The sequence below is a fragment of the Mucilaginibacter sp. AK015 genome, assembly GCF_014200785.1.
Classification (GTDB): Bacteria; Bacteroidota; Bacteroidia; order Sphingobacteriales; family Sphingobacteriaceae; genus Mucilaginibacter.
In genome coordinates, this window is record NZ_JACHCV010000001.1 from 1306457 (window position 1) to 1332675 (window position 26219).

Annotated in this window: 20 protein-coding genes; 10 read left to right on the plus strand and 10 right to left on the minus strand. The window is 46.8% G+C overall.

The annotated features are described in order from the left end of the window. Positions 1 to 88 precede the first annotated feature (88 nt). A complete protein-coding gene (locus tag HDC91_RS05670) occupies positions 89 to 4096 on the minus strand; it encodes a DUF5977 domain-containing protein (RefSeq protein ID WP_183549155.1) in 4008 nt (1335 codons plus the stop codon). Between the two features lie 379 nt (positions 4097 to 4475). On the opposite strand from HDC91_RS05670, the gene HDC91_RS05675 reads away from it, so the two are divergent. Continuing rightward, positions 4476 to 5264 carry an FkbM family methyltransferase gene (locus HDC91_RS05675; protein WP_183549157.1) on the plus strand — a complete coding sequence of 263 codons (789 nt, stop codon included), beginning with the start codon at positions 4476 to 4478 and terminating at the stop codon, positions 5262 to 5264. A gap of 454 nt (positions 5265 to 5718) precedes the next feature. Here HDC91_RS05675 and HDC91_RS05680 read toward each other — a convergent pair whose 3' ends face one another. The 3 genes from HDC91_RS05680 to HDC91_RS05690 all read right to left on the minus strand — a co-directional run bounded on the left by HDC91_RS05680 (position 5719) and on the right by HDC91_RS05690 (position 9666). After that, the gene (locus HDC91_RS05680; protein ID WP_183549159.1) at positions 5719 to 7161 is read right to left on the minus strand and encodes an arabinose isomerase; all 1443 of its coding nucleotides are present in this window, start codon (positions 7159 to 7161) and stop codon (positions 5719 to 5721) included. A 126-nt stretch (positions 7162 to 7287) separates the two neighbouring features. Continuing rightward, complete coding sequence (locus HDC91_RS05685; protein WP_183549161.1) at positions 7288 to 8187, minus strand: AraC family transcriptional regulator; 900 nt, start codon at positions 8185 to 8187, stop codon at positions 7288 to 7290. 75 nt (positions 8188 to 8262) lie between these two features. Then, positions 8263 to 9666, minus strand: coding sequence for a family 43 glycosylhydrolase (locus tag HDC91_RS05690; RefSeq protein ID WP_255476664.1), 1404 nt, complete (start codon positions 9664 to 9666; stop codon positions 8263 to 8265). Between the two features lie 408 nt (positions 9667 to 10074). Between HDC91_RS05690 and HDC91_RS05700 the strand changes: the two genes are divergently transcribed. After that, positions 10075 to 12636 carry a hypothetical protein gene (locus HDC91_RS05700; protein ID WP_221262113.1) on the plus strand — a complete coding sequence of 854 codons (2562 nt, stop codon included), beginning with the start codon at positions 10075 to 10077 and terminating at the stop codon, positions 12634 to 12636. On the opposite strand, the gene HDC91_RS05705 is transcribed toward HDC91_RS05700, so the two are convergent. Beyond that, positions 12598 to 13308, minus strand: coding sequence for a sugar phosphate isomerase/epimerase (locus tag HDC91_RS05705; RefSeq protein ID WP_183549169.1), 711 nt, complete (start codon positions 13306 to 13308; stop codon positions 12598 to 12600). The genes HDC91_RS05700 and HDC91_RS05705 overlap by 39 nt on opposite strands. A gap of 127 nt (positions 13309 to 13435) precedes the next feature. Beyond that, positions 13436 to 14254, minus strand: a complete 819-nt coding sequence (locus tag HDC91_RS05710; protein WP_183549171.1) for a phytanoyl-CoA dioxygenase family protein — start codon at positions 14252 to 14254, stop codon at positions 13436 to 13438. A 309-nt stretch (positions 14255 to 14563) separates the two neighbouring features. On the opposite strand from HDC91_RS05710, the gene HDC91_RS05715 reads away from it, so the two are divergent. From HDC91_RS05715 to HDC91_RS19840, 8 genes are all read left to right on the plus strand, one after another. Then, positions 14564 to 15451, plus strand: a complete 888-nt coding sequence (locus HDC91_RS05715; RefSeq protein WP_183549173.1) for an AraC family transcriptional regulator — start codon at positions 14564 to 14566, stop codon at positions 15449 to 15451. A gap of 431 nt (positions 15452 to 15882) precedes the next feature. Further along, positions 15883 to 18966, plus strand: coding sequence for a TonB-dependent receptor (locus tag HDC91_RS05720; protein ID WP_221262114.1), 3084 nt, complete (start codon positions 15883 to 15885; stop codon positions 18964 to 18966). Between the two features lie 23 nt (positions 18967 to 18989). Next, positions 18990 to 20534: a RagB/SusD family nutrient uptake outer membrane protein gene (locus tag HDC91_RS05725; protein ID WP_162431738.1), complete on the plus strand. Its 1545-nt coding sequence runs from the start codon at positions 18990 to 18992 to the stop codon at positions 20532 to 20534. A 398-nt stretch (positions 20535 to 20932) separates the two neighbouring features. Continuing rightward, entirely contained in the window at positions 20933 to 21520 is a 588-nt protein-coding gene (locus HDC91_RS05730) for a hypothetical protein (RefSeq protein WP_183549175.1), read from the plus strand. Continuing rightward, positions 21517 to 21735: a hypothetical protein gene (locus HDC91_RS05735; protein WP_183549177.1), complete on the plus strand. Its 219-nt coding sequence runs from the start codon at positions 21517 to 21519 to the stop codon at positions 21733 to 21735. Before HDC91_RS05730 ends, HDC91_RS05735 begins: the two co-directional genes overlap by 4 nt. Then, entirely contained in the window at positions 21732 to 23276 is a 1545-nt protein-coding gene (locus tag HDC91_RS05740) for an IS630 family transposase (protein ID WP_183549179.1), read from the plus strand. Before HDC91_RS05735 ends, HDC91_RS05740 begins: the two co-directional genes overlap by 4 nt. A gap of 310 nt (positions 23277 to 23586) precedes the next feature. Next, entirely contained in the window at positions 23587 to 23778 is a 192-nt protein-coding gene (locus HDC91_RS19835) for an ATP-binding protein (RefSeq protein WP_221262115.1), read from the plus strand. A 213-nt stretch (positions 23779 to 23991) separates the two neighbouring features. Further along, the gene (locus HDC91_RS19840; protein WP_221262116.1) at positions 23992 to 24366 is read left to right on the plus strand and encodes a hypothetical protein; all 375 of its coding nucleotides are present in this window, start codon (positions 23992 to 23994) and stop codon (positions 24364 to 24366) included. Between the two features lie 4 nt (positions 24367 to 24370). Here the strand turns inward: HDC91_RS19840 and HDC91_RS05750 are convergent, their stop codons facing one another. From HDC91_RS05750 to HDC91_RS05765, 4 genes are read right to left on the minus strand one after another with little or no spacing between them, the layout of a single operon-like run. Beyond that, positions 24371 to 24811, minus strand: coding sequence for a VOC family protein (locus HDC91_RS05750; RefSeq protein WP_183549181.1), 441 nt, complete (start codon positions 24809 to 24811; stop codon positions 24371 to 24373). 33 nt (positions 24812 to 24844) lie between these two features. Then, positions 24845 to 25306, minus strand: a complete 462-nt coding sequence (locus HDC91_RS05755; RefSeq protein WP_183549183.1) for a GIY-YIG nuclease family protein — start codon at positions 25304 to 25306, stop codon at positions 24845 to 24847. Position 25307: 1 nt separating this feature from the next. Next, positions 25308 to 25931, minus strand: coding sequence for a UPF0758 domain-containing protein (locus tag HDC91_RS05760; protein ID WP_183549185.1), 624 nt, complete (start codon positions 25929 to 25931; stop codon positions 25308 to 25310). Beyond that, positions 25931 to 26182: a hypothetical protein gene (locus HDC91_RS05765; RefSeq protein WP_183549187.1), complete on the minus strand. Its 252-nt coding sequence runs from the start codon at positions 26180 to 26182 to the stop codon at positions 25931 to 25933. The genes HDC91_RS05760 and HDC91_RS05765 overlap by 1 nt, the downstream gene beginning before the upstream one ends. Positions 26183 to 26219: the final 37 nt, after the last annotated feature.

Here is a 26219-nt window from a genome sequence, read left to right on the forward strand (position 1 = left end):
GGACTGGCCGAAGGCCGAAATAGAAAACAACAGCGTCGCAGCAAACGAAATACTTAAACGTTTATATATATAGTTCTTCATTTGCCTGTTAGTTTATAGTTACGAGGAAATAGGCCGAACCTGATAAAAGCGTAACATAAGTACTGGTACAAGGCGCCGGATCGCCCCCCCCTCCCGGAAGGGTGTTCGTAGTCGCGGCGGAACTAGCCGATTGTTGGTTACTTTGCTGCGACGTTAAATTCACGGGCATTATACCACAAGTATTTTCGTCTACCTGTACATAAACCGCGCTGTTTCCCGTCGTTACCGTAGCCGTAACTGTCGTGTTTTGCGTGCCGCCGGACGACGAACTGGTTAACTGGTATTTGATAGTCACAGGTAAATTAGCCGTCAAAGGAATCGTCCCCGCCTGGTCCTGCCAAAGGCTGAACGAATAATTGCCATAAGCATGACCTTCCGGGCCGCCAATAAACCCGGATTCGCGCACCATTTTCACAAAGGGCGTTTGCTGACATATGCCCTTTAAGTTGGCATAAGCCTGCCCGTTCGCGTCGACGTCCGCCTGTGCCTGCGCGTTTGCCATTGCAAGCGTAACTGCTTTATAGGTATCGGCAGGAACCGAATAAACCACCGGGCTTCCCGTTCCTGCACACTCCCTGGTGAACGTTCCGTGCTTTTCGTCGTTCCAATAAACCGGTTCGATATAGTGGTACTCCGTATTCTTCAGGATATTTTGATCCCGATCACGAACATTCACTAAGCGGTGGAAACTGTCATATTCAAACGTAGTGGTCTCTCCCCTGGCATCAGTTATGCTGTTGACCCCAAGTCCCGGATCATACGTGTAGGTAGAGATCTGCGCATCTACAGGGTAAATGCAAACATCATCATAAGCGTCACCTCCGGTACAGGCGTATGAAGACGACCCGCCCGTATAATTGTCCTTCTTATATTTCCAAGCGCCCGCCGTCCTGTACCAATAGGAAATGATATAAGCACGGCCGTTAGGCGGCGTCCAGTTCGCCGCGTAAGCAGAAACGGCGTGCAGGCCCGTATGGGCGCCGGTCGCCAGGCCTGAAGTAATCTCTTCAAAATTCTCATAGAAGAATTCTGCACTTGTCGCATTTTTGCATTCAGCGATAACCTGGATCTTATTAGACGTCGGTGGCGCATAAAGATAATTAATGGCCGCATAACCCCACTTATAGGATACCGGCACACCGCCTTTCAATCGCTGGTCTGTCAGGTTACCGTAGCTATCATATGCGAAATTTATCCGTTCCTCATTCCGGCTGTCGCTCAGCAAGTAACTATAGCGCCCGGTACCGTCCTTGCTTTCATTATTGAGTACGGCAATATTTGGAGCTGTGGTCGAATAGACCTTTGCTGGTTTAAAAAACACGCTGTCATACTTAGTGATCACAGAGGCTACCAGGCCGGAATCTGTAGCACTTCGCTTGGTCCAGACCTGCTTCTCCAGCACCGGGTCCAGCACATGTTTAACGGTAAAACCGGATGCTATTGAAGCTGTGTAGTTTTCCGGATATTTAAAGCGTGTTATCGTTTCTTTTCCGTCAGACCCCTTAACGGACGTGCCCACCAAATTACGCGTACCATTTACATCATTGTCATTATAGGTTATGGTTTCCAGTGTATCAGTAGCTGTATAGTAGCTGGTTTTGGTAGAGACCAGGTATTTCCAGGCAGAAGGATATTGATACCATTCCCGGTCATAGTCATACGGTTCTGTTCCCGGCCCTTCCTGGATCTTGATCGGTTTCATCCCGCGAAATACAGTGTCCACTTTTATTTCATAGTTATAGTCTGTTCGCTGCAACGGCAGCAGCGCGCCGCTGACCATCTTATATTGCGTTGTGGAGACCGGTTCGACTCCCAACAGGTAATCGCTGTAAGAATTAAAGGAAGTGCGGGTGCTGAGCTTTTCAGCGCCGTTGGAGACCGATTCGAGTACGCTGGTGTAGTAATGCGGCACCCCCATGTAATAGTTTTCAGCAATAGTTGAGTTGATCATCATGTAATTTACATTCCAGGAATCAAGAGGATTATTGAGTTCGCTACCCTTTTCATTAAAAGGCCGCTGCTCATAACTGCCATTCATAGATACCCCCGAAGAAAAACCGAGGGTGTTCGTATAAACGTATTCTTTGGTGACCGGGGCGCCGATGACCGGGTTACTGGTAATACGCTTCACCCTGATACCCCCTGCGATCGCTCCGTCTTCCGGAATATTCGATTGCTCCTTATAATTTATGGTCGCGGACATCGCGTTTTCTTTAACGTCGCAATAGGCGTTGATGTCATAATCTCCCGCCGTAAGAAAAATCGAAAAGTTGGCGTTTCCGTTATCTGACTCACTTACAACACCATCCTCTGCTACCACTGTGCGAACCCCGCCAACCGTTTTATTAATGATAAAATCCTTGTAATATTGGTGGACCATGCTATCTGCACTAACCGTTTTCGGAACACGTACAACCGTTATATTGACCGTTTGGTCAAAGTTCAGGGTGAAATTTTCGAAACCACCTCCAATAACCGCATTGGGGTCACCGGATCCCCCCCGGGTAACCTGGACGTTTTTGGTGTGGGGAATATTTTTGTATTTATTCCCGTCGAATGCCCTGTTCGGTTCATACTCGAATGTAGAATACCCGCCGGTTGGATATTTGACCATGAACATAGCGCCTTGCCTGACGTTCTCATTGGGCGAACGGTCAACGCCGTTTGCATAAAGCGTGTTTGGTATGATCGTGCCGACAAACGAACTTCCGCGGTAGTACCCGTAGTGATCGACATTTGCATCGGCTCTGGTCACCGGGTTATTGATCGTCGCATCCGTCTCAAGATAGTGAAAAACATATTTTTGTGATTGTGTAGAGTCTATTTGAATGATATCATCCCCCAGCATCACTCGTTTATATTCAAGCAGCGAGTCCAGTCGAAGCACCGAACCATCAGCCGTATTATTATGTTTTAAGTTAAGGTACTTCACATTTTGACCTGCCGAATTTTGAATGCTGATCTTGTCCAGGGCCCGGACACTGGCTGATTCCTGTAGCATATCCCCCCTGAGTTGCCCGGCAATAAAACTGACTGTGTATTTTTCGGACGTGATGCTGGAAAGACGTTTCGAATCGGTCCAGGTCGGATAAGAGCGGGTGACAGCCATTAGGTTATCGTGATAGTCCTTCGAGTGTGCGTCGGCAGATAAGAATTTCTTAAGGGTTTGGCTCAGCGCGCCCAGGCGCGGCACGCTGCCCTCGCTTGTATATTGCAAATAAATGTGGTCCGTCCCTGCGGCATTGGTGATCTTCGTCAGGTACCATGATGAGGTCGTGCCAGAAGGTATATTATAAACGCCAAAAGTTCCTTTGGGACTGATCGTCTCGACCTCATTAAAAACATACGAGGTCCCGTCTTCCGTAATGATCGTAAAGCCCGTCTCTCCGCCCGATATCTTGATCTTTTGATATGGGAAACAGTAAAACTTGTTCCGATACTTGATGAACTTGCCCGAATAGTTACCAAAATTAAAGCTATAGATATCGGGTTCGGTATCATAATTGCCAATGAAAACGCCGTTCAGAAAATCATTGTCCTTAGTAACGGTATTTATCTTATCGACCACATACTGATCCTCGAAGTCCTGATTCGGTCCTCCGGTGTTATCCTTCCTGCCCCTGATCGTCCTGGTGATCACGCCACCCGCATTGAGCGTCCAGCCCAGGCCCACGAAGCCAACCTGTTCGGTAGGCCTTAAACCGGTATAGTTATAATTCAGGGTGATAGGCAGGCTCAGGTCATGGCCCGTTACCGTAAAGACCGGGATATTCAAACTGGCAGCACCTGTCGAAAGATTCAGCGGCAGTTCGCCGTATTTTCCAAGCGAGGAGGCGTTCGGCGAGGCCGGGATCAGGTCGGTTCGTATTGTATAGGTAGGATCTACACCGTCACCACCACCCGGAACTGCATTAGAGGAGTTCACCTCAATCTTCTGTGCCATGGCCTGTATGCCGCAAAAAAACATAAAGCATACAAATAATGACCCCTTTAACACGGGTCCAGAAAATGACAAAAAATAAATGAAATGATATGGACGCGGAACGCCCAGCGGAATAAATGATTTACACATTGTGATAATAAGGAATAAGTACACGCAATAATAATAAAATATATTTAAAAACACACCCTTCTCGTTATACCAAAACAAGGAAAGTAGATAAAAACTACGATTTGTTCTACTTAATACAATTCAAGGAGAATTTATGCCGCGAAAGCGCTTAATTTATCGATACTACCTTCGATTGTGGGAGAATGTGGGATAAGCAGCCGTTGGCGAATCAACAGGCTAATATTTGCTTGCCAGTTCAATACCTTATTAGTTCACAAAGTCGAAGATTGGTGTATTTCACATGACGGGCTATAAATAAAAGGGAATGTAATATATTCGATCTATGAAATATCAAGGAAGCAGATTTGTTGATAAGCTTTTTTTGCTGTACGTAAGGAAAACCCCCAATCATCCATTTAAAATAAGGATCGTAAATTGGATAAATAACTTCTTTTTCGGCAAACAAGTGATATTTGAAAGTGCCAACGGCTCTAAGCACTATCTTTCAACCGGGGAATATACCGGGCATCAACTTGCTTTTGTTGGGGAATATGAGCCGCTAACTTTTAAAAAATGCGAGAGTTTATTACATAAAGGCGGTATCTTATTCGACGTAGGTGCCAGTATGGGATTGTTTAGTCTATACTTAAGTAAAATTCCTAATTTAGAAATTTATGCTCTTGAGCCATCCGCGCAAAATTTTTTAAGTCTGCTCAAAAACGTTCAATTGAATCATGCTGAAAACATTCATACAATTCATGTAGGCTTGTCAAACGAAGATAGTTTTGGATATATAGTCAATTTAACGCCTAAAAACACCGGAACTACAAAGGTTGTTGATTTACCCCTGGCAGGTCATCATTCATATCTTATACAACTAACAACCATGATCAGCCTAATTAAGCACTTCAATATTAAAAAGATTGATTTGCTCAAAATAGATGTGGAAGGTTATGAAATAAACGTATTCAAAGGTCTTTTTGGCCACCCTTCAGCGATAATGCCTGAAAATATAATTATGGAGTTTAGTGACTTGGTTATTCGTAGCGGTTTATCTGAAAAGGAGTGTATTAATTACATAAAAAGCTTTGGTTATGAAATTTTCACGGTGACTGGAGTTCCATTTCATTAGGTGACCCAATGCCTGAATCCAACCTTTGGCTGACAAGGGCCACCTTACTTTAAATCCAAACCAATCAATATTGCGTAAACAAATTAATCACGTATCCTTTCTGCTACGCTTTTACCTGGTAATATTAAAGATAAACGAAGTATTATTGCCTTACATTCTGTCTCGATATTCCAAAAACTTTTGACCTGATAAACCATACCGCTGCTTATGTTGCTTGAATAACGCAATTGCGTATTGGAAATGGCGTGTACCCGGAAGGGAATATAATTTAACTAGCCTGACGTTTACTGGAATGCCTTGGAAATATGGTCGCGCTCATAAAATTTGCAGGCACGGGCAGGGATCGTTGTCCAGCTTGCTGATCAAATTTCTACGCTGTCGGCTTTGCATCGAACTGAGGCCAGTCAAAATGCCACAACTTTCTCCATTAGCCTGGCCGGTCCGGGGAATTATCTTAGCAGATAACAACAGTTTTTATACCCAACAGATTACCGAGCTTCTGAATTTTTGAAGCTATATGACCCCTGCCTATCGCACAGTGATGTGCCGGGCCTTGCTCGTTCCATTTTTCCATAAAAAGGCCAGCATCAACCGGAAAACGGTAACGGCTGTTCGTATTGCCTATTTCGAGAATTGGCCCCGGCACGCTTTCTGCTTCCGCCACAAGGAACAAGAGCTTGTTCTCCGGCGTTTCTACTACGGAAAGCAATGTCACTTTCCCGTGCGCTACAGACATTTCCACCGAAAGGCCCCGGCCAACTTTGCCGTGGTAGATATCCAGCGGTTTTACCTTTACCTTCCCCTCTGCTATCTTAGGATGACACGGGCCATCATGGCCCATAATTACCACGTTATCGTTAAAATCCACGGCGTAATACTCTGTGAATGATCCTCCGGCGCCAAAAACATCCATGATCTTCATTGCCTGAACATTCTTTACTTCATATTCTCCTGCAACCGGAACACCGTTCGCCGTCAACATTGAAGTTCCCAAAATGATGGAACTCATGGTGTTTTCGTTCGCGGGGACCCCTAACCCCTTATGGTAGTAAGCGAGCGATCCCAATCCGTACTTTTCAACCAACCTATCCAACGCTACCGCCGTGGCAGCAGCCCGGGTAAGCTCGGCAGCCGGGCAATCCGGCTTAATATCAAATGCAGTTTCGAACCCGGCCATTTTTGCCTTTACATCAGCATCTGTAACAAATTCTCTTATTTTCGATAGCTCGTCCACCTCAATAATTTCTATATGACCACCAAAAGTGGCGCAATGCAGCCGCAGGTTTGAATATATATCCAGCATGCCCGGGTAATAATTGCCCATCAAACCCAGCACATTGCGCGACATTACATGAGCTACCCTTGCCGCTTCTATCCATTCGCCGGCTTTTTTCCAAACCTGCTCATCATCCAGTGTGCCGGTTATTTGATAAAATGGAACTCCGGCGCTTTTAAGCACGCTTACGACTTCAGGCACAGGGCAACTGCCACAATGGGCCAGCCATTCTGCTGTCATGCTGGAACGGTCTGGAAGCCGGTTGAAAGTGCTGTAGTCTATCGCAGCCCCCGGGCTAAGGTTGAGCATAACAACAGGCACCTTTAACTTCCTGACCACCGGCAAAACCGTTGACGAGAGTGCATAGGTGGTGGCATAAAGAAAGATCATTTCCACATCAGCCCGGCGAAAATCGGTGCCGGCCTGAAAAGCCATTTGTACATCGTCGATAAGGCCGACATTCAAAACTTCCGCCTGAAAACCCCCGAGACGTTCACTCACGGTTTGAATGTACCCCAGCAAACGGTCTTTCAAGCCCGGAAACTGATCCCAGTATGTATTTAAGCCGATTCCAAACAAGCCAATTTTAAACGCATTTTTTTTTGATTCAAGGTTTTCCATAGGACAGCCGTTTAAACCTAAACGGAAGGTTATTTAAAAGTTAGTTATAAATGGCCTGCAAAGCCTCCATTGTTACGCGCTAAGTGAGACATTGAGACCATTGAACGCGACAGGGTAAATCACAGCTTATCTGTCGCTTTGAAAACCCGAACCTTTATTTATCCGCTTACGGTACTCTAATGGCGTCATGCCCGTTCTGCTCTTAAAAAGCCTGCAGAAATAGAAATATGACGCAAAGCGCAGGTCGTTTGCTACCCATTTGGTCGACAATGACGGATCGCTCAACAGATTTTTCGCTCTTTCGATTTTTAATTGTATAAAATACTGCCCCGGAGAAAGACCTGTATGAGCCTTAAAAACTTTCCGAAACCACGAATAGCCGACCTGAAGCTGATCGGCGGCAGTTTCGGGCGAAAAATCCTCATTGATATTCGAACGGAAAAGTAAAAGCGCTTTGTGGATAACCGGGTTGATATCAAACGCAACCGCCCCCTGCCTTACTATGGCATGGCAACTACCCAACAATGATAACGCAGCCCCCGAAACATCGGGCTGATAACCGGGGTTCTCGGTCTTGGTTTGCTCGATTATATAGTGGAGGTTGTTGAATACCTTTTCATTAAAACCAATAAACAAGCAAGGGTATTCCTGTTTAAAAAAGCCATTAGATACCAACCTGTCCATGATCTCTCCTTTTAAACCAATCCAGTATTCATCCCAGCCGGTATGAGCGCTCGGCTTATAACGGTGCCTGTCACCCGGGTAAAGAATGATGATCGTTCCGGCCCGGATATCTACAATACCTGCACTGTCGGACTCAAAAACACCTTTCCCCGCCGTTATATAAATAATTTGGTATTCATTCAATACCCTCCCCTTTTTCCAATTGAAATTATGGTGCCCCGGATGATCTGGCACCGGGTAACAACTGTCGGGCTTTACGCGCGTACAACCCGCATTGACGACCGATAGCCCCCACCGCGCATCCTCATCACTTATTGGCAAATATTTGTAGTAGTTATTCATATGAACAGCTATGTAAGCAGTAATTTATAAAAACCCAATATTATCTTTTGGATTTGCATAGTACCACATCCCCTTTTACAACGCTTTTATCTTAATTTTTAGTCGCATTACTTCGCCCGGCGTTTTAGTAAAGGTGTTGCCACCATCCTTACTGTTGATCAGATAAGCACCCGCATCAGCGCCCTCCTTATGTGCTAAAAAGCCAAAATAACCCACAGGAGAACCGGTATGCATAATAATTGCATATCTGGCCCCCTTTTTTACTTTTAAACCGGGCGAGATCACCAATCTTTTTGCCGACCAGCCGATACCTGCCACAGACACAACCTTTTTGAATAGCGGAGCAGACATTTGGAGTTTGCTGTTCAATACGGCGCAAATGTAAATCTCCAGGTCCTTCTCGGGGTGATGATTTTTAAAAACCGACATTTCCAGTTTCGCCACCAGACCGTTCCGATCGGCAACAAATGTCTGCCCCCATTGCGTTTCCTTATCGACCCTGGCTCCGACAGTAAAATAGTCTTGTCTTGGCGCCGGGGCTACCGGCTTTTTACGGGATAAGACTTTGGTTTTCCGGTACTCCTCCGCACACAGGAGTGGTTTGATGCTGCCATCGGTGTTGAACGCTAAAGGAGCCCAATAGTAATTTGCAAGGGCCTCATTTTTGGCTGCGTTGTTCCACAGATCGCTGCCATAGAGACATATCTCGTCGTCGTTGATCTTTACGGTGGATACGAACGACGGCTGGCCGCCGCAGGAGTTATCGCTGATGGAAATCCCTTCGCTCCAAGGGCCTAAGGGATCAGCCGCAGTGCGGTACGATGTGCCCGTCCCCGGGCAATAACCGCAGTTGGGATCTGAATAAGTAAGGTAATAAAGGTTTGTTCGTTTAAAAAGCGCCGGGGCTTCCGTTGATCCGGGCGTAACCATTTTTACACATTCTCCCGTACCCGTTAAATAATCGGCGCTTAGTTTTTCGATAACGATGGTACCCTTGGTTCTCCAGTCGGTAAAAGCGATATATCCCTGGCCGTCGCCATCAATAAAAATATCGTGGTCCCCGTTGTTAAGCCCGGCCCGGGGTTTATCGGCATTAACGGTAAGTTTTGGCTCGGCTACTTCTTTGAAAGGCCCTGTAGGTGAATTGCTGCTGAACACCCGGTAGCCGATAACATTATCATAAACATTTATCCACAGAACGTAATTGTTATTGAGCTTGTTATAAACCACATGCGGACGAAAACAACCATAAGTTTTGCCATCGCAGCGGCTTTGCCAAACAGGCGTTTGAGCATCAAACAAATACCCTTTATCCGCCCAGTTCACCAGATCGTTAGAGGAATAAACCTTAAAACCGCAGAAGGGGGCACCTTTATTTCCCCATTCAAACCCACAATCGTAACTGGTACCATACAGATAGTAAGTTCCGTTGAATTGTGCTATTTCTCCATCATGGGCATCTATGGCATCCCCCGCCATACTGAGGCGCGTGATTTGGCGTCCATCTTGGTCGAAGTTCCTTATTTGGCACAACGCGCTGCGAGCCGAAAGGCATATTAATAAGGTGATCGTTACAATGTGTAAACGTATATTGGTCATGTGCAAAAGAGCTTATATTGGTAAAGTGCCCATAAAACCGGAATCACTCAATCAGTCAAATTTAAAGATTAAAGAAGGCTTGCGCTCGACCTCTATGGCTTAATGTTTATCCTTTTTGATATTTTATAAAACGCCACCGGGATACGCATGGATCCGCAACGAACTGAACGTATCCGGTATTTATGTAGCACTAAATGTCAAAAAGGTTAAAAATTAGTCCATTAGTTCCAATTGTGGTACGACCGTTTTCTAATACTTTTGATTGATCTCAATATAAAATTCTTCGTAATGCTTCATTATTTACTTAAACCCGGTAAATTTTGCCCGAAACCAATGGTTTTCAATAGCTTTTTCGGTAAGCTGGCTTGGTTATTATTTTTTATGGTTATAACCAACAACATACCTGCATTTGCTGCTGCAAACCAATTACAGAGATCGGGAAAGACATATGTTATTGAAAATGGTAAAATCAAGCTTGTGCTTAATTTCGGCAGCGGAGCCAGCGTGGTTTCCATGGCGCTTAACGGCAGAAAAGTAATTGACGCCCACGACGGTATGTTCACCTCCCTGAGCTTTCGGGATAAGACTTATACTTCGCTTCATCTTCTTGGCCAAGCCCTGGTTGTACCAGGAAAAGACCGCACCGTGATCGATAATATCAACTATGGCGATGATGAACTATCTGTAAAGGAGACCTGGACCTTTTTAAAAAAACGCGAACAGCTTGTTTGGCAAATTGCCCGTAAATTCTCCAAAATTGTTCCGCTCACCGCTACTTCAACGCCCGTTATCAATTTTAAAAGCATAAAAATCTGGGACGGCGCTTTCCAGGGTTACGGAGGGTTAGCCTGGTTCTACCTTTTTACAAACAAGCCTTCCAGTTACGGGATACATTCGCAAACGTCCCGTTTCTGGAACAGCCGCAACCCCGACGGGTTAGACGTATCGGTCAGTGCTGCCGGAAACCAGGTAGCAATGACGTACAAGTACACTGCTGAGGACAGGTTGTCGTATAGCATCGTTAGCTCGCCACAGGGTATTAAGCCGCTTATGGACAAAGATACGCACAGGAGATTATTTATCAGGGGCGAGGGAAATTTGTGGGCGCCGCTGCCGGGTGTAAGCCAATCAAACCTGTCGGTCATGTTTAAGTATGCCGACAATAATGCGCGTTATGACAGGGGACATTTAGTTGGTGTGAATGGCGACCAGGTGAGTGCCGTGTTAAATACCATTGCCCGCATTGGCGTGATCGATTCCCTGCATTACGGCGGCAACAGTTGGGCAACGCCTTACGGCCCCATCTGCCTGCATGAGCAATATATCGCGCAGTTGGGTTTGGGGATAAATGACCCCGCATACCTGAAAGGATACCAGGCCTGCCTGGACTTTTACCGTGACCACGCGATTAAAGCGGATGGCCGGGTTTACGCTCGCTGGGCTTATTCGAATGAAGACGCGGCGCCAGGCCAGTTTAACAAGTATGGCTTTTATGAAGCGCAATGGGGCACCCTGATGGATTCTAATCCGGATTACGTCAGCAATGTTTCGGATCTTTTTGACCTGACAGGAGACAACACCTGGATAAGGGGGCAGCAGAAGGCTTGTGAAAAGACGCTCGACTGGATACTCAACCGCGATGAAAATCATAATGGACTGGTGGAAATGATGAATGACAACCAGCACGAGCAAAAAAGCAGCGACTGGATAGATATTGTATGGGCATCTTATGAAAATGCATTTGTAAATGCCAAACTGTATTACGCGCTGACCAAATGGGTAAAAATTGAAAAATTACTGGGTAACCCTGCTAAAGCGGAATATTATGCGGCGTTTGCCGCAAAGCTTAAAGAGCGTTTTAACAAGCCGACCAGCCGGGGTGGATTTTGGGATGAAAAAAATAACTGCTATGTACACTGGCGCGATAAGAACGGCACCATCCATGGCCGCAATATGGTAACGCCGGTAAATTTCATGGCGATAGCTTACGGCATTTGCGACCGGCAGGAACGGGCAAATCAGATACTGAATAGTATTGAGCAGCAAATGCAGCAGGAAAAATTGTTTTTCTGGCCCCTAACCATGTCCTCTTACGAACCGGGAGAGTTACGTAAAGATCAGCTTCCGTTCCCGAATTATGAAAACGGGGACCTTTTCCTTTCCTGGGGCGCCGTGGGCGTTGCCGCATATTCCAGATACCAGCCGCAAATTGCTTTAAAGTATGTAAAAAATGTCCTTCAACAATATGGAAAGGACGGATTGGCTTTCCAGCGCTACAGCCGAAAAGATCAATCCGGGCAGGGTGACGACATCCTGGCCGGTAACAGCCTGGCCATCGTCGGACTTTATCAGTCCATCTACGGTGTCAATCCGTTGTATAACCGGCTGTACCTTGATCCGCATTTAACATCTGAATTGTCCCGCACTGTTCTTAGGTACCGTTATCACGACCAGGATCTGAAAATCAAACTGAGCCCGGGTGACTACGGGATTTCCGACGGCAGAATTGAAGTGCGCGCCGCGTCAAAATTTGGGTTTTCCTCATCAGGTAACCAACTCAATTACTTCAACGGAGATAGCGAAAACCTGGCCATGCAGGTTACAGGTAGCTGCCGGTATAAGTTGACCATCAATTCATGGACCAATAAGCAAAAAACATGGGTTGTTAATTTTTTAAACGGGAAAACACAGCCGTTGACTTTCCACGTCAAAGAACTTAAACCATCCACAATGTATAGCTTAGCGATTAACGGGAAAGTACGCAGGGTGAAGAGTGACAGCAAAGGAAGTATCGCGTTTACCGAAAAACCTTCAGCGAGCGCCTGCAAGATCAGTATAACGGCTTTTTAGTACATCTTTCATAAAGCAGTTAATTTCGAACGGATCAGCGACAGGAGCATTACTGAATGGCAATGTGGGCATATAGGGCGGCGGACCGAACTCGGTTGTAAAGGTAAGGACCAGGCGCCCCGCGCGTTTGTTCTCCAGCACAATACGTTCCCACCAGGTAAGAAATTTTTCAGAAGCATAGCTCCATTCTGAAGCCCTGGGGTCGGGCACCTGGGGGCCGTTTTCATGACCTATTCTCGCGTGCACATGCCGTGTGCGTTTGATAGCCTCATTCATCGTGTGTTCAAAGTTCTCCAACATACTTTCTGTAACGCAGGTCCAATGCGAAAAATCTGCCGTTAACAGGTATTGTTCGCAAAGCTGAAACATTTCTGCGGCAGACTGGGGAGCATACCCCAAACGCCCCCGGTGCGTTTCGTGTACCACAGGGATACCGGTCTTAATAGAGAAATCGTGTGCGATGTCGATCAGCTCAATATTTTCCTGCACGGTAAACCAGTCGCGCCCTGTGTGCGAATTGATAAGCACCGGTTGCGCCACCGCACATTCTGTTAGGCGCTTTATAAACGACGCTTTGAATTGGCGGAAGGTTGCCCCGTGCGCCTGGTACTGATGGGCAACCAGCGGCATTTCAAATTGCTGAAGATAGTCATACAGGATTTGCCGTTCCACTTTATCCTCGGGGATCCAGGTATCAAATCCGTCGAAACCGGCAGATCTGACCTTCTCGAGAAACGAGAAGATCGGCAAGTGCCCTTGCCCCCAAAGCGGACATAATATTTTAAGTTCCACCCGAAAATTATTTTTTTAGGTAGATCAGCGGGTTCTGGCGCTCATCATTGAGCAAGTCACCGACGTTAAGCTTACTTACCTGCGCATCGGTCAGGATATTTTGTATACCGTTATAAGTATTACCCTCCGGCATGTAAGCACAGGTCATCGCACGGCGGGACCCGGAGGTCATATTCGCATTGGCGCCATGTATGGTCAACCCGTTGTGAAACGAGCAGCTCCCGGCTTTCATAGGGGCAGCCACCGATGGAATTTGCTTAATACCCGGGTAATACTCAAAAATAGAATCCATGTTTTTGCCAATACCCGGATTTTCAAAACCGGTTTTTTTATGAGATCCGGGGATAAAAAATAGGCAGCCATTTTCGAGTGTGGCGTCGTCAAGGGCGATCCAGATAGATAAAGCTCTTCTGTCTGAGAAAGACCAGAATGGCGTGTCCAAATGCCATGACGTCGGATTTGCCCAGGGTTTCTTAAACAAAGCCTGATCATGCCATATTTTTATACCATCTACACCGGCCAGTTTCGCTGCCATTTCCCCAAGCCGCGGGTCACACATTAATTCTTTTACCTTTTCGTCGGTTTGCCAAAGGTTGATCAGCTGATCAAAAACCTTACTAAAATAGTCAGCATCGTTATTGATCCCGTCATCTTCACCCACTTTGCCGGCTTTGCCGGGTATTTTTTGGCCCGCCCGGTTAGCAATAGCGTTCATGACGGTCTCTCTCCAGTAAATGAGCTCATCCGGTGAAAGAAAATCTTCAATAACAACAAATCCGTTTTCCTGGTAATAATCAATCTGTGACTGGCTAACTGAGGTATTCATAACTTTGAAAGGTTTTTTGACAGTTATGGCAAACATAGCCATTGAAGGTTAGCGCTCCTTTTTCAAAAAACAGCAATCTTTTGTATCTTTTGATATAAACCTGCATTTGTTTATGCCGCTTTCATAAGCGCCAACTTATATAGCGTAGTTTTTGCCGGAAATATCAAAAAAGGTAAAAAAAAGTTAAAGGTGGAAATGCCAGCTATGGATCGGATGGTTATTTTAGATAATATTTTTTTCCCCAGGAGCAGATGAGCGAATTGCATTTATCCTGTTTAAAGCGGTATCGTAAAATTTACACATCATATATTGAAGAAGAACTTTTTTAAATATCTTAACATAACTCCGGTTGAAGAGAGGTGGGGAATTTATGTTACTGCTGCAGGTTACTCAAAGGTGGAACCCTTTGATAATTACCCGAACCAGGAACATCCTGAAAGTCATCATCTGACCTGGAACAGAGGGCGGATACTGAACGACTATTATATCGTCTTTATTTCAAAGGGGAAAGGTATTTATGGTTCATCGCTTATCGAACCAACTAAAATAAGCGAAGGGACCTGTTTCTTTTTACACCCCGGTGTATTACACAGGTATAAACCCGACCTTAATGAAGGCTGGGAGGAATACTGGGTGGGCTTTAATGGCTTTTTTGCTAAACAATTAATTGAAAGCAATTTCTTAAACGCTCAATCACCCTTTGTCCATTTGGGGTTAAACAAAGATCTGCTCATTCTTTTCCGAACAATGATCGAGTGTATACAGGCCTCATTGATAGGTTACCCTCAACATATAGCCGGTACAACGATGCAGATATTAGGGCTTGTGCACTCGACGTTATTGCATGACGCGGCTACTGATGATCCGGTCGCTAAGTTAATTTCCAAAGCTAAATTTTTTATGCAGGAGGACCTGGATGGCCCGCTGGATATGGCAGCTGTTGCCGCACAATTGCCCATGGGTTATTCCATGTTCAGAAAGGCTTTCAAGCGGATAACAGGTCAATCACCCAATCAGTATCACCTGAATTTACGCCTGGAGCGCGCAAAAAATTTGCTAACCACCACAATTCTTAACGTATCCGAGATAGCAGATCAAACCGGATTTGAATCTGTATTTTATTTTTCAAAACTGTTTAAGAAAAAAATTGGCGTCTCCCCGCTTCATTACCGAAACACTATCGAACTGAAACGATAGACCGGGCTTCCGTCCATATTATTTCTTTGCTGTCTTTAACTATTCGTTCCTGTTGCTACCCCCTTTGGTGAAATTTATCAAAAAGCGCAAATAATTGTCCAAATCGGGCATTCCATAGTAGTACCTCACAGGATAACTTTGATTTAACCATTATAACCCGAAGCCCGATGGGCTCGATAGTTTGTCAAATACATAACCCAACAGCAAGATGAAACCTTTTGCAGGATACTCAAATATGCTGTGTAATGCCTTCAGCAATGACGCTCTTTGTAGCGGCGCGGAAGCAGCCAAGCATGCGCTTTCGCATTTGGAAAGCGGCTGAAAAGGCTAATGCACCCTCCGCCGCTATGAAAACACTACTGCAGCGGCAGTTAGTGATGAGTACTGATAAAAGTCAGACTTCCCCTTTAAAACCAATTAACCCTTTTATTATGAAACGAAAACCTTTACTATTAAAAATCTGGAGATGCGGCCTGTGTCTTTTAGTAGCGCTGACCGCTTTTATGTCCCATGACCTCTACGCACAGACCGGGATCCGCGGGATCGTACGGGACTCCACCGATTCTTCGACGATGGCCGGCGTATCCGTGGTAGTGAAAGGGACCACAAATGGTACCCAGACGGATGCCAACGGCAGATTTACCATTTCCGCAGCCAATGGCAGCACCCTGGTATTTTCCTTTATCGGTTATAAAACAAGCGAGCGTGTGGTCAGGGATAATACCTCGCTGGATATCCGTTTAGCAATCTCATCGCAAAGCATTAAAGAAGTAGTTGTTGTAAGCTACGGAACGCAAAGCAAGCGCGAAGTGACCGGTTCTATCGGACAGGTTAAAGCATCCGAGCTGAAAGATATGCCGGTACCCAATATCGGACAGCGGCTGCAAGGTAAATTAGCCGGGGTACAGATCAATAACAACTCCGGTACACCTGGCGCGGAAATGAGCTTCCGGATTCGCGGCTCTGCTTCAATTAACGCGGGGAATAACCCGCTAATTGTCATTGACGGGTTCCCTTCACAAAGCGGCCTGCAGGCGCTGAGCCCGGAAGAGATAGAGAACATCTCTGTTTTGAAGGATGCATCCGCCTCGGCACTTTATGGTTCAAGAGCCGCCAACGGCGTTATCCTGGTAACCACCAAGCAGGCAAAGGTCGGCCAAAAGAGCCTCACTTTTAGCGGTTACTATGGTATCCAGTCCGTCCCCCAGCGCGGCCGGCCGGATTTGATGAATGCGCAAGAATTTGCGCAGTATAAAAAAGAGTATTACGAAGACGCTGCCAGGTATGAAGGTTACACCGGCGGTGTTCCCGAGGTTTATGCAAACCCGGCCCAGTATGCGGGACAAAATGGAACCGACTGGTACGGTGTATTATTGCGCAACGCGCCTACGCAAACTTATAACGTTAACTTCGCCAACGGCACAAAGGAGTATAAAGCCGTAGTTAACGCAAGTTACAGCCGGCAGGAAGGTGTAGTATTAAATTCTGCTGATGAGCGGTACACGGTGCGGTCGAACAATACCTATACACCGTCTGACAAATTCACCCTTGGTGCCAACGTAGAACTGTCTTATGGTAATAACCAGGTTGTTCCGGGCCTCGATAACGGCCGAAACATTATCGCGAACGCTTACCTGATGGACCCGACGCTGAATTACAAAAACCCGGACGGAACCTACCCGATCTCATTCAACCAACCCGGCATGTTCCCCAATCCAAACTATTACCTGGTAGTCACCCAGAGAATAAACAAAACCGCTGCGGCACGGGTGTTGGCCAATAGTTTTGTAGAAGTTTCACCGCTGCCTGGCCTAAAAATAAAATCTACCTTTAACGTAAATACCGACAACACTAAGAACCGGCAGTTTACACCATCTACTGCCCAGGGCGGCCTGGGCGCGGCCCCACCAAGACCCGCATCCGGCAGTTATTCCACAAGTAATTTTGTGTCATGGCTGAACGAAAATACGATCAATTATAAGCGGTCATTCGGCAAACATAACCTTGAAGCGCTTGCTGGCTATACGATTCAAAAATTCTCATCGGAGAACAGCGTGATCAATGGTAGCCAGTTTCCGGATGATAACATTTCCTGGGTCTCGGCCGCGACCACGCGGTTGGGCGATGTAGGCGCGGGTCAATGGTCGCTGCTGCGTTTTGTCGGACGCCTGAATTACAACTACAACGAAAAATATCTGTTTGAGGCAGCGTTTAGCAGAGATGGTTCATCGCGGTTCGGGACCAACAACAAGTATGGTAATTTCCCGTCTGTTTCGGCCGGCTGGGTGGTGTCTGATGAAGAATTTTTGAAGGATGTGAAACCCATCAACTTCTTAAAACTGCGCGCAAGCTATGGCAAGGTAGGCAATAATAATATAGGTAACTATACTTACCTGGCGTCAATAAATACCGGCAATTATGTTTTCGGGAATGCCGTAACGCCCGGTAAATTGCTAAGCGGTATCGGTAATAACAACCTGACATGGGAAACCAGCACCAGCTATGATATCGGCCTGGACCTGTCCATGTTCAACAGCCGCTTGTCGTTCACTTATGACTATTACTGGAAAAAAACGGATGGATTGCTTTACGCAATCGATATCCCCGTACAGTCCGGCTATAATTCCATTACTTCTAATATCGGTCGCTTTGACTTTTGGGGCCATGAGTTGACCATCTCATCAAGAAATTTAACCGGCGCCTTCAAATGGAGCACGAACTTCAATATCTCATTTGACAGGAACATTGTAAGAAAACTTGGAACCAACGATGCACCAATCGGTGGTTATAATGAATATTGGGACGATAACCGGACGGCGGTCGGCCAACCTATCGGTATGTTCTACGGCTACATCAATACCGGTGTTTATATGACGCAGCAGGAATTCGACACGCAGCCACACGGTGCCACATCAATGGTAGGAACCGCCCGTTTCAAAGACGTGAGCGGACCAGACGGCGCGCCGGATGGGAAAATAGACAGCTATGACCGGACCTGGATAGGTAACCCGAACCCTACCTTTATCTACGGATTAACAAATACATTCAATTATAAGGCCTTTGACCTGAGCATTACGGCTGCCGGTACGGTAGGCAATGATATCGCAGACGATGCCATCCAGTCGACTGAAAATCTCGACGGCGTTTTCAACGTATTGAAAGGTGTATCCGGCCGTTGGCGATCAGAGGAGAACCCCGGGGACGGCATTTATCCCAGAACCCGGACAGGTACCACCGCAGACTTCCGGAACTTTACGAGCAGGCAGGTTTTCAGCGGCACTTTCCTTGCTATTAAGAACATCACCTTTGGCTACAACATTCCGGTAAAAGCCAACAAATATTTCAAAAGCTTCCGGGCTTATCTCAGTGCTCAAAATGCATTCATATTCACAAAATACCCCGGTATAAACCCTGAAGCCGGTTACGCCGGATTGAATGGCCTTAACCAGGGAAGGGATTGGACCAGTTATCCTGTGCCGCGTACGGTTTCGGTAGGTTTCAACGCCGGATTTTAATAACGAATTTAAACAATCAGATAATGAAAAAGACGATATACACTACACTATTGATACTGGCAATGGCATCCTGCAAGAAGGATACCCTTAATCTCGTGCCGCAAACGCAGTTAAGCTCGGGCTCCTTCTACAAAGATGCCGCGCAGTTCAACCAGGCACTTACCGGAGCATATACCTATTTAAGAGGGGTAGCAACCATGGGTATCTATATGGATGAGATGCGCTCCGATAATACTTTTTTTACCTTTTATTCTGCCGACAGGGGGACAGGAGCCAGTACGGAGGCCTTTGCCACTTTTATTGATAACAGTACCACGAGCCAGGAACTTAACTCGCCGGGAAACCGTTATGGGAACGCTTACTCCGGCATAGCTGCTGTTAACACCATTCTTACCCAACTGGAAAAATCTTCTTTGTCGGAAGCAGATAAAAACCAGATTTCCGGGGAAGCGCTGTTTTTACGCGCATTCTATTACTATGACCTTGTGACCCATTATGGTGGCGTTCCCCTGCAACTGGAACAGGTAACAGATGTTGATGGCGCTTTCCTGCCGCGAAATACCACCGATGAGGTATATAAACAGATCATCACAGACCTGACCGCCGCTGTGCCTAATTTGCCTATAGCCAAAACATTTCCTCAAACCGGGCGCGCAACGCAGGGGGCGGCAAAAATGCTGCTGGCTTACGCCTATATGGCAGAGCCCACACGTGAGTATCAAAAAGCAGAGGCGGCCCTTATTGATATTACAAAAATGAACTACTCCCTGTTGCCTGATTATGCCAGTGTTTTTAACCCGGGCAATAAAAATAGCCAGGAGTCTATTTTCGAGGTGCAATATAAAATGGGAAATGACGGGCAGCAAAGCGATTTCTCCTGGCGATTTATCCCAAAGAGCAGTAGCGCACAGATGCTGATCGGGATCGATGTGAGCAATGGCGGCGGCGGTCTTCATAGCGGCGGCTGGAACGTCCCCACCCAGGAACTGGTTGACTCTTATGAAAACGGGGACAAGCGGTTGCCTGCATCAATAGGCGTTGTAGAAGGTACGCTTGCAAGCGAAATCCTGACACCTACCGCAGTAAAAAGTCCGGTTGGTTATACGCCAACAACTGGTGTACCCTACTTCTATTTCGTTAAAAAATATCTCCACCCACCCTATCAGGTTGAATGGAACACTGACGATAACTTTCCGGTATACCGATACTCCGGAGCGTTACTCTTGCTGGCGGAATGCCTGGTTGCCGAAGGCAAGGCAGGCGAGGCACTTCCCTACCTGAACCAGGTAAGGATAAGGGCTGGCCTGCCCGCTTTGGCTGTTGCCACCAAAAATAATGTTGCAGATGAAATGCGGCACGAACTGGCATTTGAAAATCATAGGTGGACCGACCTCATCCGGAACGGCATGGCCATAGATGCGTTAACAGCAAAAGGCCAGCGCCTTAAAGTCATGAACGGTTGGTTGCTCCCGGGTACATTTAATATTACACAAGACCGGCTGATTTACGCTATTCCTTTCAGGGAATTGCAGATCAATAACAAACTGACTCAAAATCCCGGCTATTGATCGATGGCAAAACTTAAAATCGTATATATCGGGCAACAAGAAATAGCGAAGGTTAAATGATTTGCTGTTGAACTAAATGGTTCATAATCTATAAATCTCCGCTATTAACCTAAAAAAGCAAAAGCCCTTTGATTGATCAATCAAAGGGCTTTTGCTTTACCATACGGGTTGCGCGCGCCTTAATCCAGAAAACAGAATGCTGTTCGACGTAGCCGGGTTTTTGGGTGTAAAACAATTGGTGGAACATTCTAAGCCTGTTTTAAAGCGCGACTTCGTGAGATAACGAGATTTTTGCATAAATCGGATAAGGTCTATCTATGATATGGAAAAGTTTCAATTTAATATTACTAATATTTTTAGTATTTCACGTGCTTTGATTATATTCGCCTATGCATTTGATGAATCAAACTTTAGTGGTGCTGACCGCTTTTGCGGGTTTGGCGGGTGCTTTGTTGACGCAATTATTGACCGGCTTGTTTGGTTATTATACCGATAAGCGGAAGGCCAATTTGGAACGAGCGAACTTGTACCGGGCGAAGCAAGTGGAAGTGGCCGAGCAGTTTTATTTCATGACCGGGGAAACAATGAGTGTGCTGCGAAAAAGCGTGGAATACTGGAAGGATAAGAATAAGCAGCGGAGCGAGGCGAGCGTGGCGTTTTTTAACGGAGAGATGAAGCGCTTGGATGCCTATATGGAAAAGCTGCAGGCAGAGAACTGGAAGCAGAATTTGATCAGTTTGTATTTTGACGTGACCTTATCCTATGACCGGGTAATTGCAGCAAATACGCGCTCGCATGCCTTGTACCTGGGGTTGCTCGATACCGCGGAGCGGATCGGTAAAGCGGACGGGGAAGAGAAGGAACGGTTATTGGGTAAGTATCACTTGGGCCTGTTTGATTTATGCGCGCAATATGACGATATTTATAAAATGCTGGCCGGCGATATGGCCAGCGTAAAGACCGCCTTACTCGAAACGTTCAGATGACGCTTTTTCACTTTCTTGGCCTGGAAGTTGACCAGCAGGCCGCTTTGGTCTGGCAGGGCGAGTGCCTGGCGGCGCGTGAGGAAGGTGGGCACCATGCTTTACTTTACCGGGTGGGCGATTTTTATGCGGAGATTTTATATGACCTCCGTAAGAGTGAGATAGTCCATATCAAGGGCTTTAACGCCCGCTCGCATTTAATACCTTATGGTCTATGAGACGCCATCAGATCCCGCAGGTGACCATGAACCGGCTCCGGCTGGAGTTTATCCGGGGGAAATACTGTTCGCACCGCCTGGCCAAGGAGCTAAAGCTGTCTACGATCACGACCTGGCGTTACGGGAAGGAGTTCGAACGGATCCGGGAGCATTATCCCGAAAGGCTGAAGGATATGGATTTTTACATGCCGGAGCCGCCCAGGCCGCACCGCGCAACACCTTTGTATGTAGAGCTAATGCAGGTGCTGCCGGATCTGATCCGTGCCGAAAAACCCGGCACCAAAGCCAAACCGGTCTGGGAAAAATACCATGTACTGTTTCCCGATGGTTACAGTTACTTCCCGTTTAAAGATTTTTATTACAAGTGGCTGGCTGAAAACCCCCGGTTTGAACCACCCAAACTCATTGACCATATCCCTCAAGCAGATTTGAAAGTGTTAAGCATATGGCGGCATGGCAACGACCACAGACGCTGGCAGATAGCCACTACCCTACGTGCCGCCTTAGCCGGCGCGAACGTTGCCCGGATCATGGAAAAAGCCGACTGCGAACGCAAGTCGGCCAATGACTGGCTGAACACTTACCGCACAAAAGGCCTGAAAGGATTCGATTTGGCCCCGCGCAAAACCAATATCGGTGTCGTAAAGCGCATCACCGAACGCAAAGAAAACCTCGTCAAGCTTCTCCACGAAACGCCCAAGCTCTACGGCATCAACCGCACCAGCTGGACGATCCTGGCCCTAACGGAAGTCTATAACCGCATTTATCCGGTCAAAGTAAGCTATATGCAGCTCTCGCATTCCTTAAAAGCTTTAGGCTACAGCTATAAGAAATCCCGGGATATGCTCACCAGCCAGGACCCCAGGTTTCGCGAAAAGATCAATCATATCCAGCAGATCCTCCAACATCTCGGCCCCAAAGAAAAATTCTTTTCCATCGACGAGTACGGCCCGGTCGGCATCCGCATCAAAGGCGGCCGCACCCTCAAACACACTACGGCGTCACCCGATATCGTCCCCGAAAAACAAAAATGCAAAGGCTTTATCATCTGCACCGCCGCGCTGGAACTCTCCACCAACCAGGTCACCCACTTTTATTCGCTTAAAAAGAACACCTTCGAAATGATCAAACTGCTGGATGTTTTGGTTGCGCAGTACGCTGACCAGGCAAGACTCTACCTCTGCTGGGACGCCGTCAGCTGGCATAACTCCAAAATACTCAAAACCTATATCGAAGACCACAACAAAGCAAAAACGCCCGAGATCAAACTCGCCCCCTTACCCTCCTGTACCCAATTCCTCAACGTCATCGAATCCGTCTTCTGCGGCCTCGCCAAAGCCGTTATCCACAACAGCGATTACCCCAGCACCGACGCCTGCAAAGCCGCCATCGACCTCCACTTCGCCACCCGCAACCAACACTTCCAGGCCAATCCTCAGCAAGCCGGCCGAAAGATCTGGGGTAAAGAACAAGTCAAAGCCCACTTCAGCGAAACCCACCACACCCGCAACCGCAACGCCATGCGCGGCGCCCGGCCGTAAGAATGATAACCAAGGCTTTTTGTGACCCGCTAATCATTGATCTACACCCGTTCAGCGGATATGCTTACAAAAATTGACCGCACATATCAATAACAAAATGAATTTCTATGTTGAACTTTATTAGTTCATATAAGTGCCAACATATGGAAGTAATTAACAAATGGACTTTATATAAATGATTAAAATAACAAAGAGTCAAACTAAAAGAATTAGTAGAAAGCACGCTATCTTTCGGATCGTTATTCGAAGAAGGATATTTGGTTAGACTATGGGCGCGTTGGTGCATCATGCAGATATAGCATTAACTTAATTGGTAGCTAATGCCTGGGATGCCGGCGCAACTCAAGTAAAAATCCTGATTCCGGAAGACTATCACAAAAAGTTAATTGCGTCAGATAATGGCAGTGGTCTTTCGAAGGATCAGTTTGAGCAGCGGTCGATGAAGCTGGATTATAATCGCCTGAAACATCAGGGCAAAAATGTTTTGTTCTGCCAGGGATAACCGGCAAGCGCCTGGCTTACGGCCGAAATGGCGTGGGCAGGCATGGTTTACCTTATTTTGGTAATGGGTACGCGGTAATAACTAATCACGAAGGCAAGGCATCAAAGTTTGTGGTTACTACTTTAAATCGTCATTTAAAATAACTCAACTGCGTCCATTACCGGGACCGAGTTTTTTGACAATGATTCCAACCTAGCGACGGTCAATAAGGTATTGATTATAGAACTTAAAAGAGGTGCTTTTAAACTCACTCGTGATGAACGAAACCAGGCACATGGCTATGTAGAGGATTTTGTGAATTGCGGCTCGCTCATCGGCTCTCCTTATGTGGAAGCTTTCGTGGTCGGTGATACCTTTTCAGAAAAAATAACGCCAATATCTACCGTTGTAAATGAAAATAATGTTGAGGTGGGTAAAGTCCGTATTACCACTTTTGGCCAGTTAGTTGATACAGCTGAAAGAAGATTGTTCGGTCTAAGACAAAAACTCAATAAACGCTATGATGATATCCCCGGAATGGACCTTTTCGTCCAAAAATATCCGCCACAGCTGTCGGTTGATTTCCGAAAAGAAGGACCAAATGATTAAGTGATCACCCAAGTTGTTCAGCCAGTCCGACAAGGATACCCTCCGTTCCACGGATATAACATAGCCGGTACGTGTTTTCATATTGCATAACTTCACCAACCAGTTCTGCGCCCTGCTTTAATAGCCGCTCAACCAGTTCGTCGATGCCTTCGACCTGGAACATCACGCGCAGGTAGCCCAGCGCATTGACCGGGGCTCGCCTGTGATCGGCGATCGTGCCAGGTTTGATAAACCGGGAAAGTTCCAGCCGGCTATGCCCGTCCGGAGTCACCATCATCGCGATCTCCACGTTCTGATCACCCAACCCGGTCACGCGCCCGGCCCATTCGCCTGCCACATGGGCGCGGCCCTCCAGCCTCAGCCCGATCTCCTCAAAAAATGCAATGACCTGATCGAGGGATTCCACCACGATGCCCACGTTATTCATGCTGATTAAATTGCTCATAGGTTTAAAACAGCACCATAGGCGGATTGTTCGTTAACGGTATTTAAAACCGCAATAGATGCCGCCACGCACCCGGTCCTTACCGTACTTATTCATATAATCGCGCGTCACTTTGGTTTCTAATAAATAAGTTGCGTTCGGGAAGACCTCCAGCACTTCCAGCGGCTGGTACCTTTTGGTGTATTCCGCGCCTTTACCGGCGAAATGTTCAGCAATACGGCGCTGTAGATTATCGGTAATACCCACATAAAAATGCGCGTTCTTTAACAGCAGTACATAGACACAAAACCGGCCGACCGGCGTATGTTCCCACATTAATTGCCGCAGGTCGGCTAAATTGCCCTCTCGGTCACATTCCGTACACTCGAACCAATCCGCAGACGGCATTAATTTCATCGATTGACCGACAGTTTCATGAAACGGACAGGCGCAAACATAATCCCTGCCGGACGGGCTTAATTTCGCATAAGCCAGCATAAAGGTTGCAATGTTCATCTTACATCATTTTAAATTCATCCTCAGTAATAGCCAGCATTTCATAGGTAATGATCCCCAGCGCGCCGCAGGCCAGTTCCAGGTTGCGCATGAACTGATATTCCGTGCGGCTAAATTGCAGCCAGCCGTTGCGCACCAGTTGTACCCGTTTGGCGCCGGATTCAGTGGCTAAGCGTAAAACGCGCGGCAGGTCGGGCAGTACGCTGCCGAGCTCGCAGATCGCCAGCAGCTCCCGGTCGGCGGTCATCACTAATAACAGGTAGCTCAGGCCATCGCTGTTTTGCAGGATGGGCCGGACATGGGCGGCGACGGCCTGATGGTCGGGTAGCCGTAAGAGCGGAACGCTTGTGAGTCTTTTGGCGATCTCCACCACGGCCAGCAGGGTCAGCGCTTTGGCTTCACCAATGCCCTTGGTCTCACACAATTGTTTGAGGTCTGATTCAGGCAGCTCTTTCAAACTGATCTGCGCAAGTAGGTCATTACAAATTCTGGACACGGGTAAATTCCGGTTGCCTTTCCCGAACAAAATGGCCAGCAGTTCCGCGTCGCTCAGCGCCTGCGGGCCCAATAATTGCAGCTTTTCCCGCGGCCGTTCCATCTGCGGAAGTGTTTTGATATTTTCCATTAGGCCGGCCTCCCTTCACCATGCGTATAGCGCGTCAGCACCATGGACAATGCTTCGATCAGGAATTCAAAATCCCGCTCAAACAGGATAATAGATGTCCGCTCATATTTCTCATCGGCTTTATAGTCTGCCCGCGTGATCTGTAAATAAGGCTCCTTATTTTTCGCCTGCATCAGGTCGACAAAATAAAGCCGTCCTTCTTCGCCGAAACTCTCCGAGTCGAGGCGTCGTTTTTGAATCATGTTTTTCATAACACAAAATTCTGCCAACCAAATCGTTATCACATTG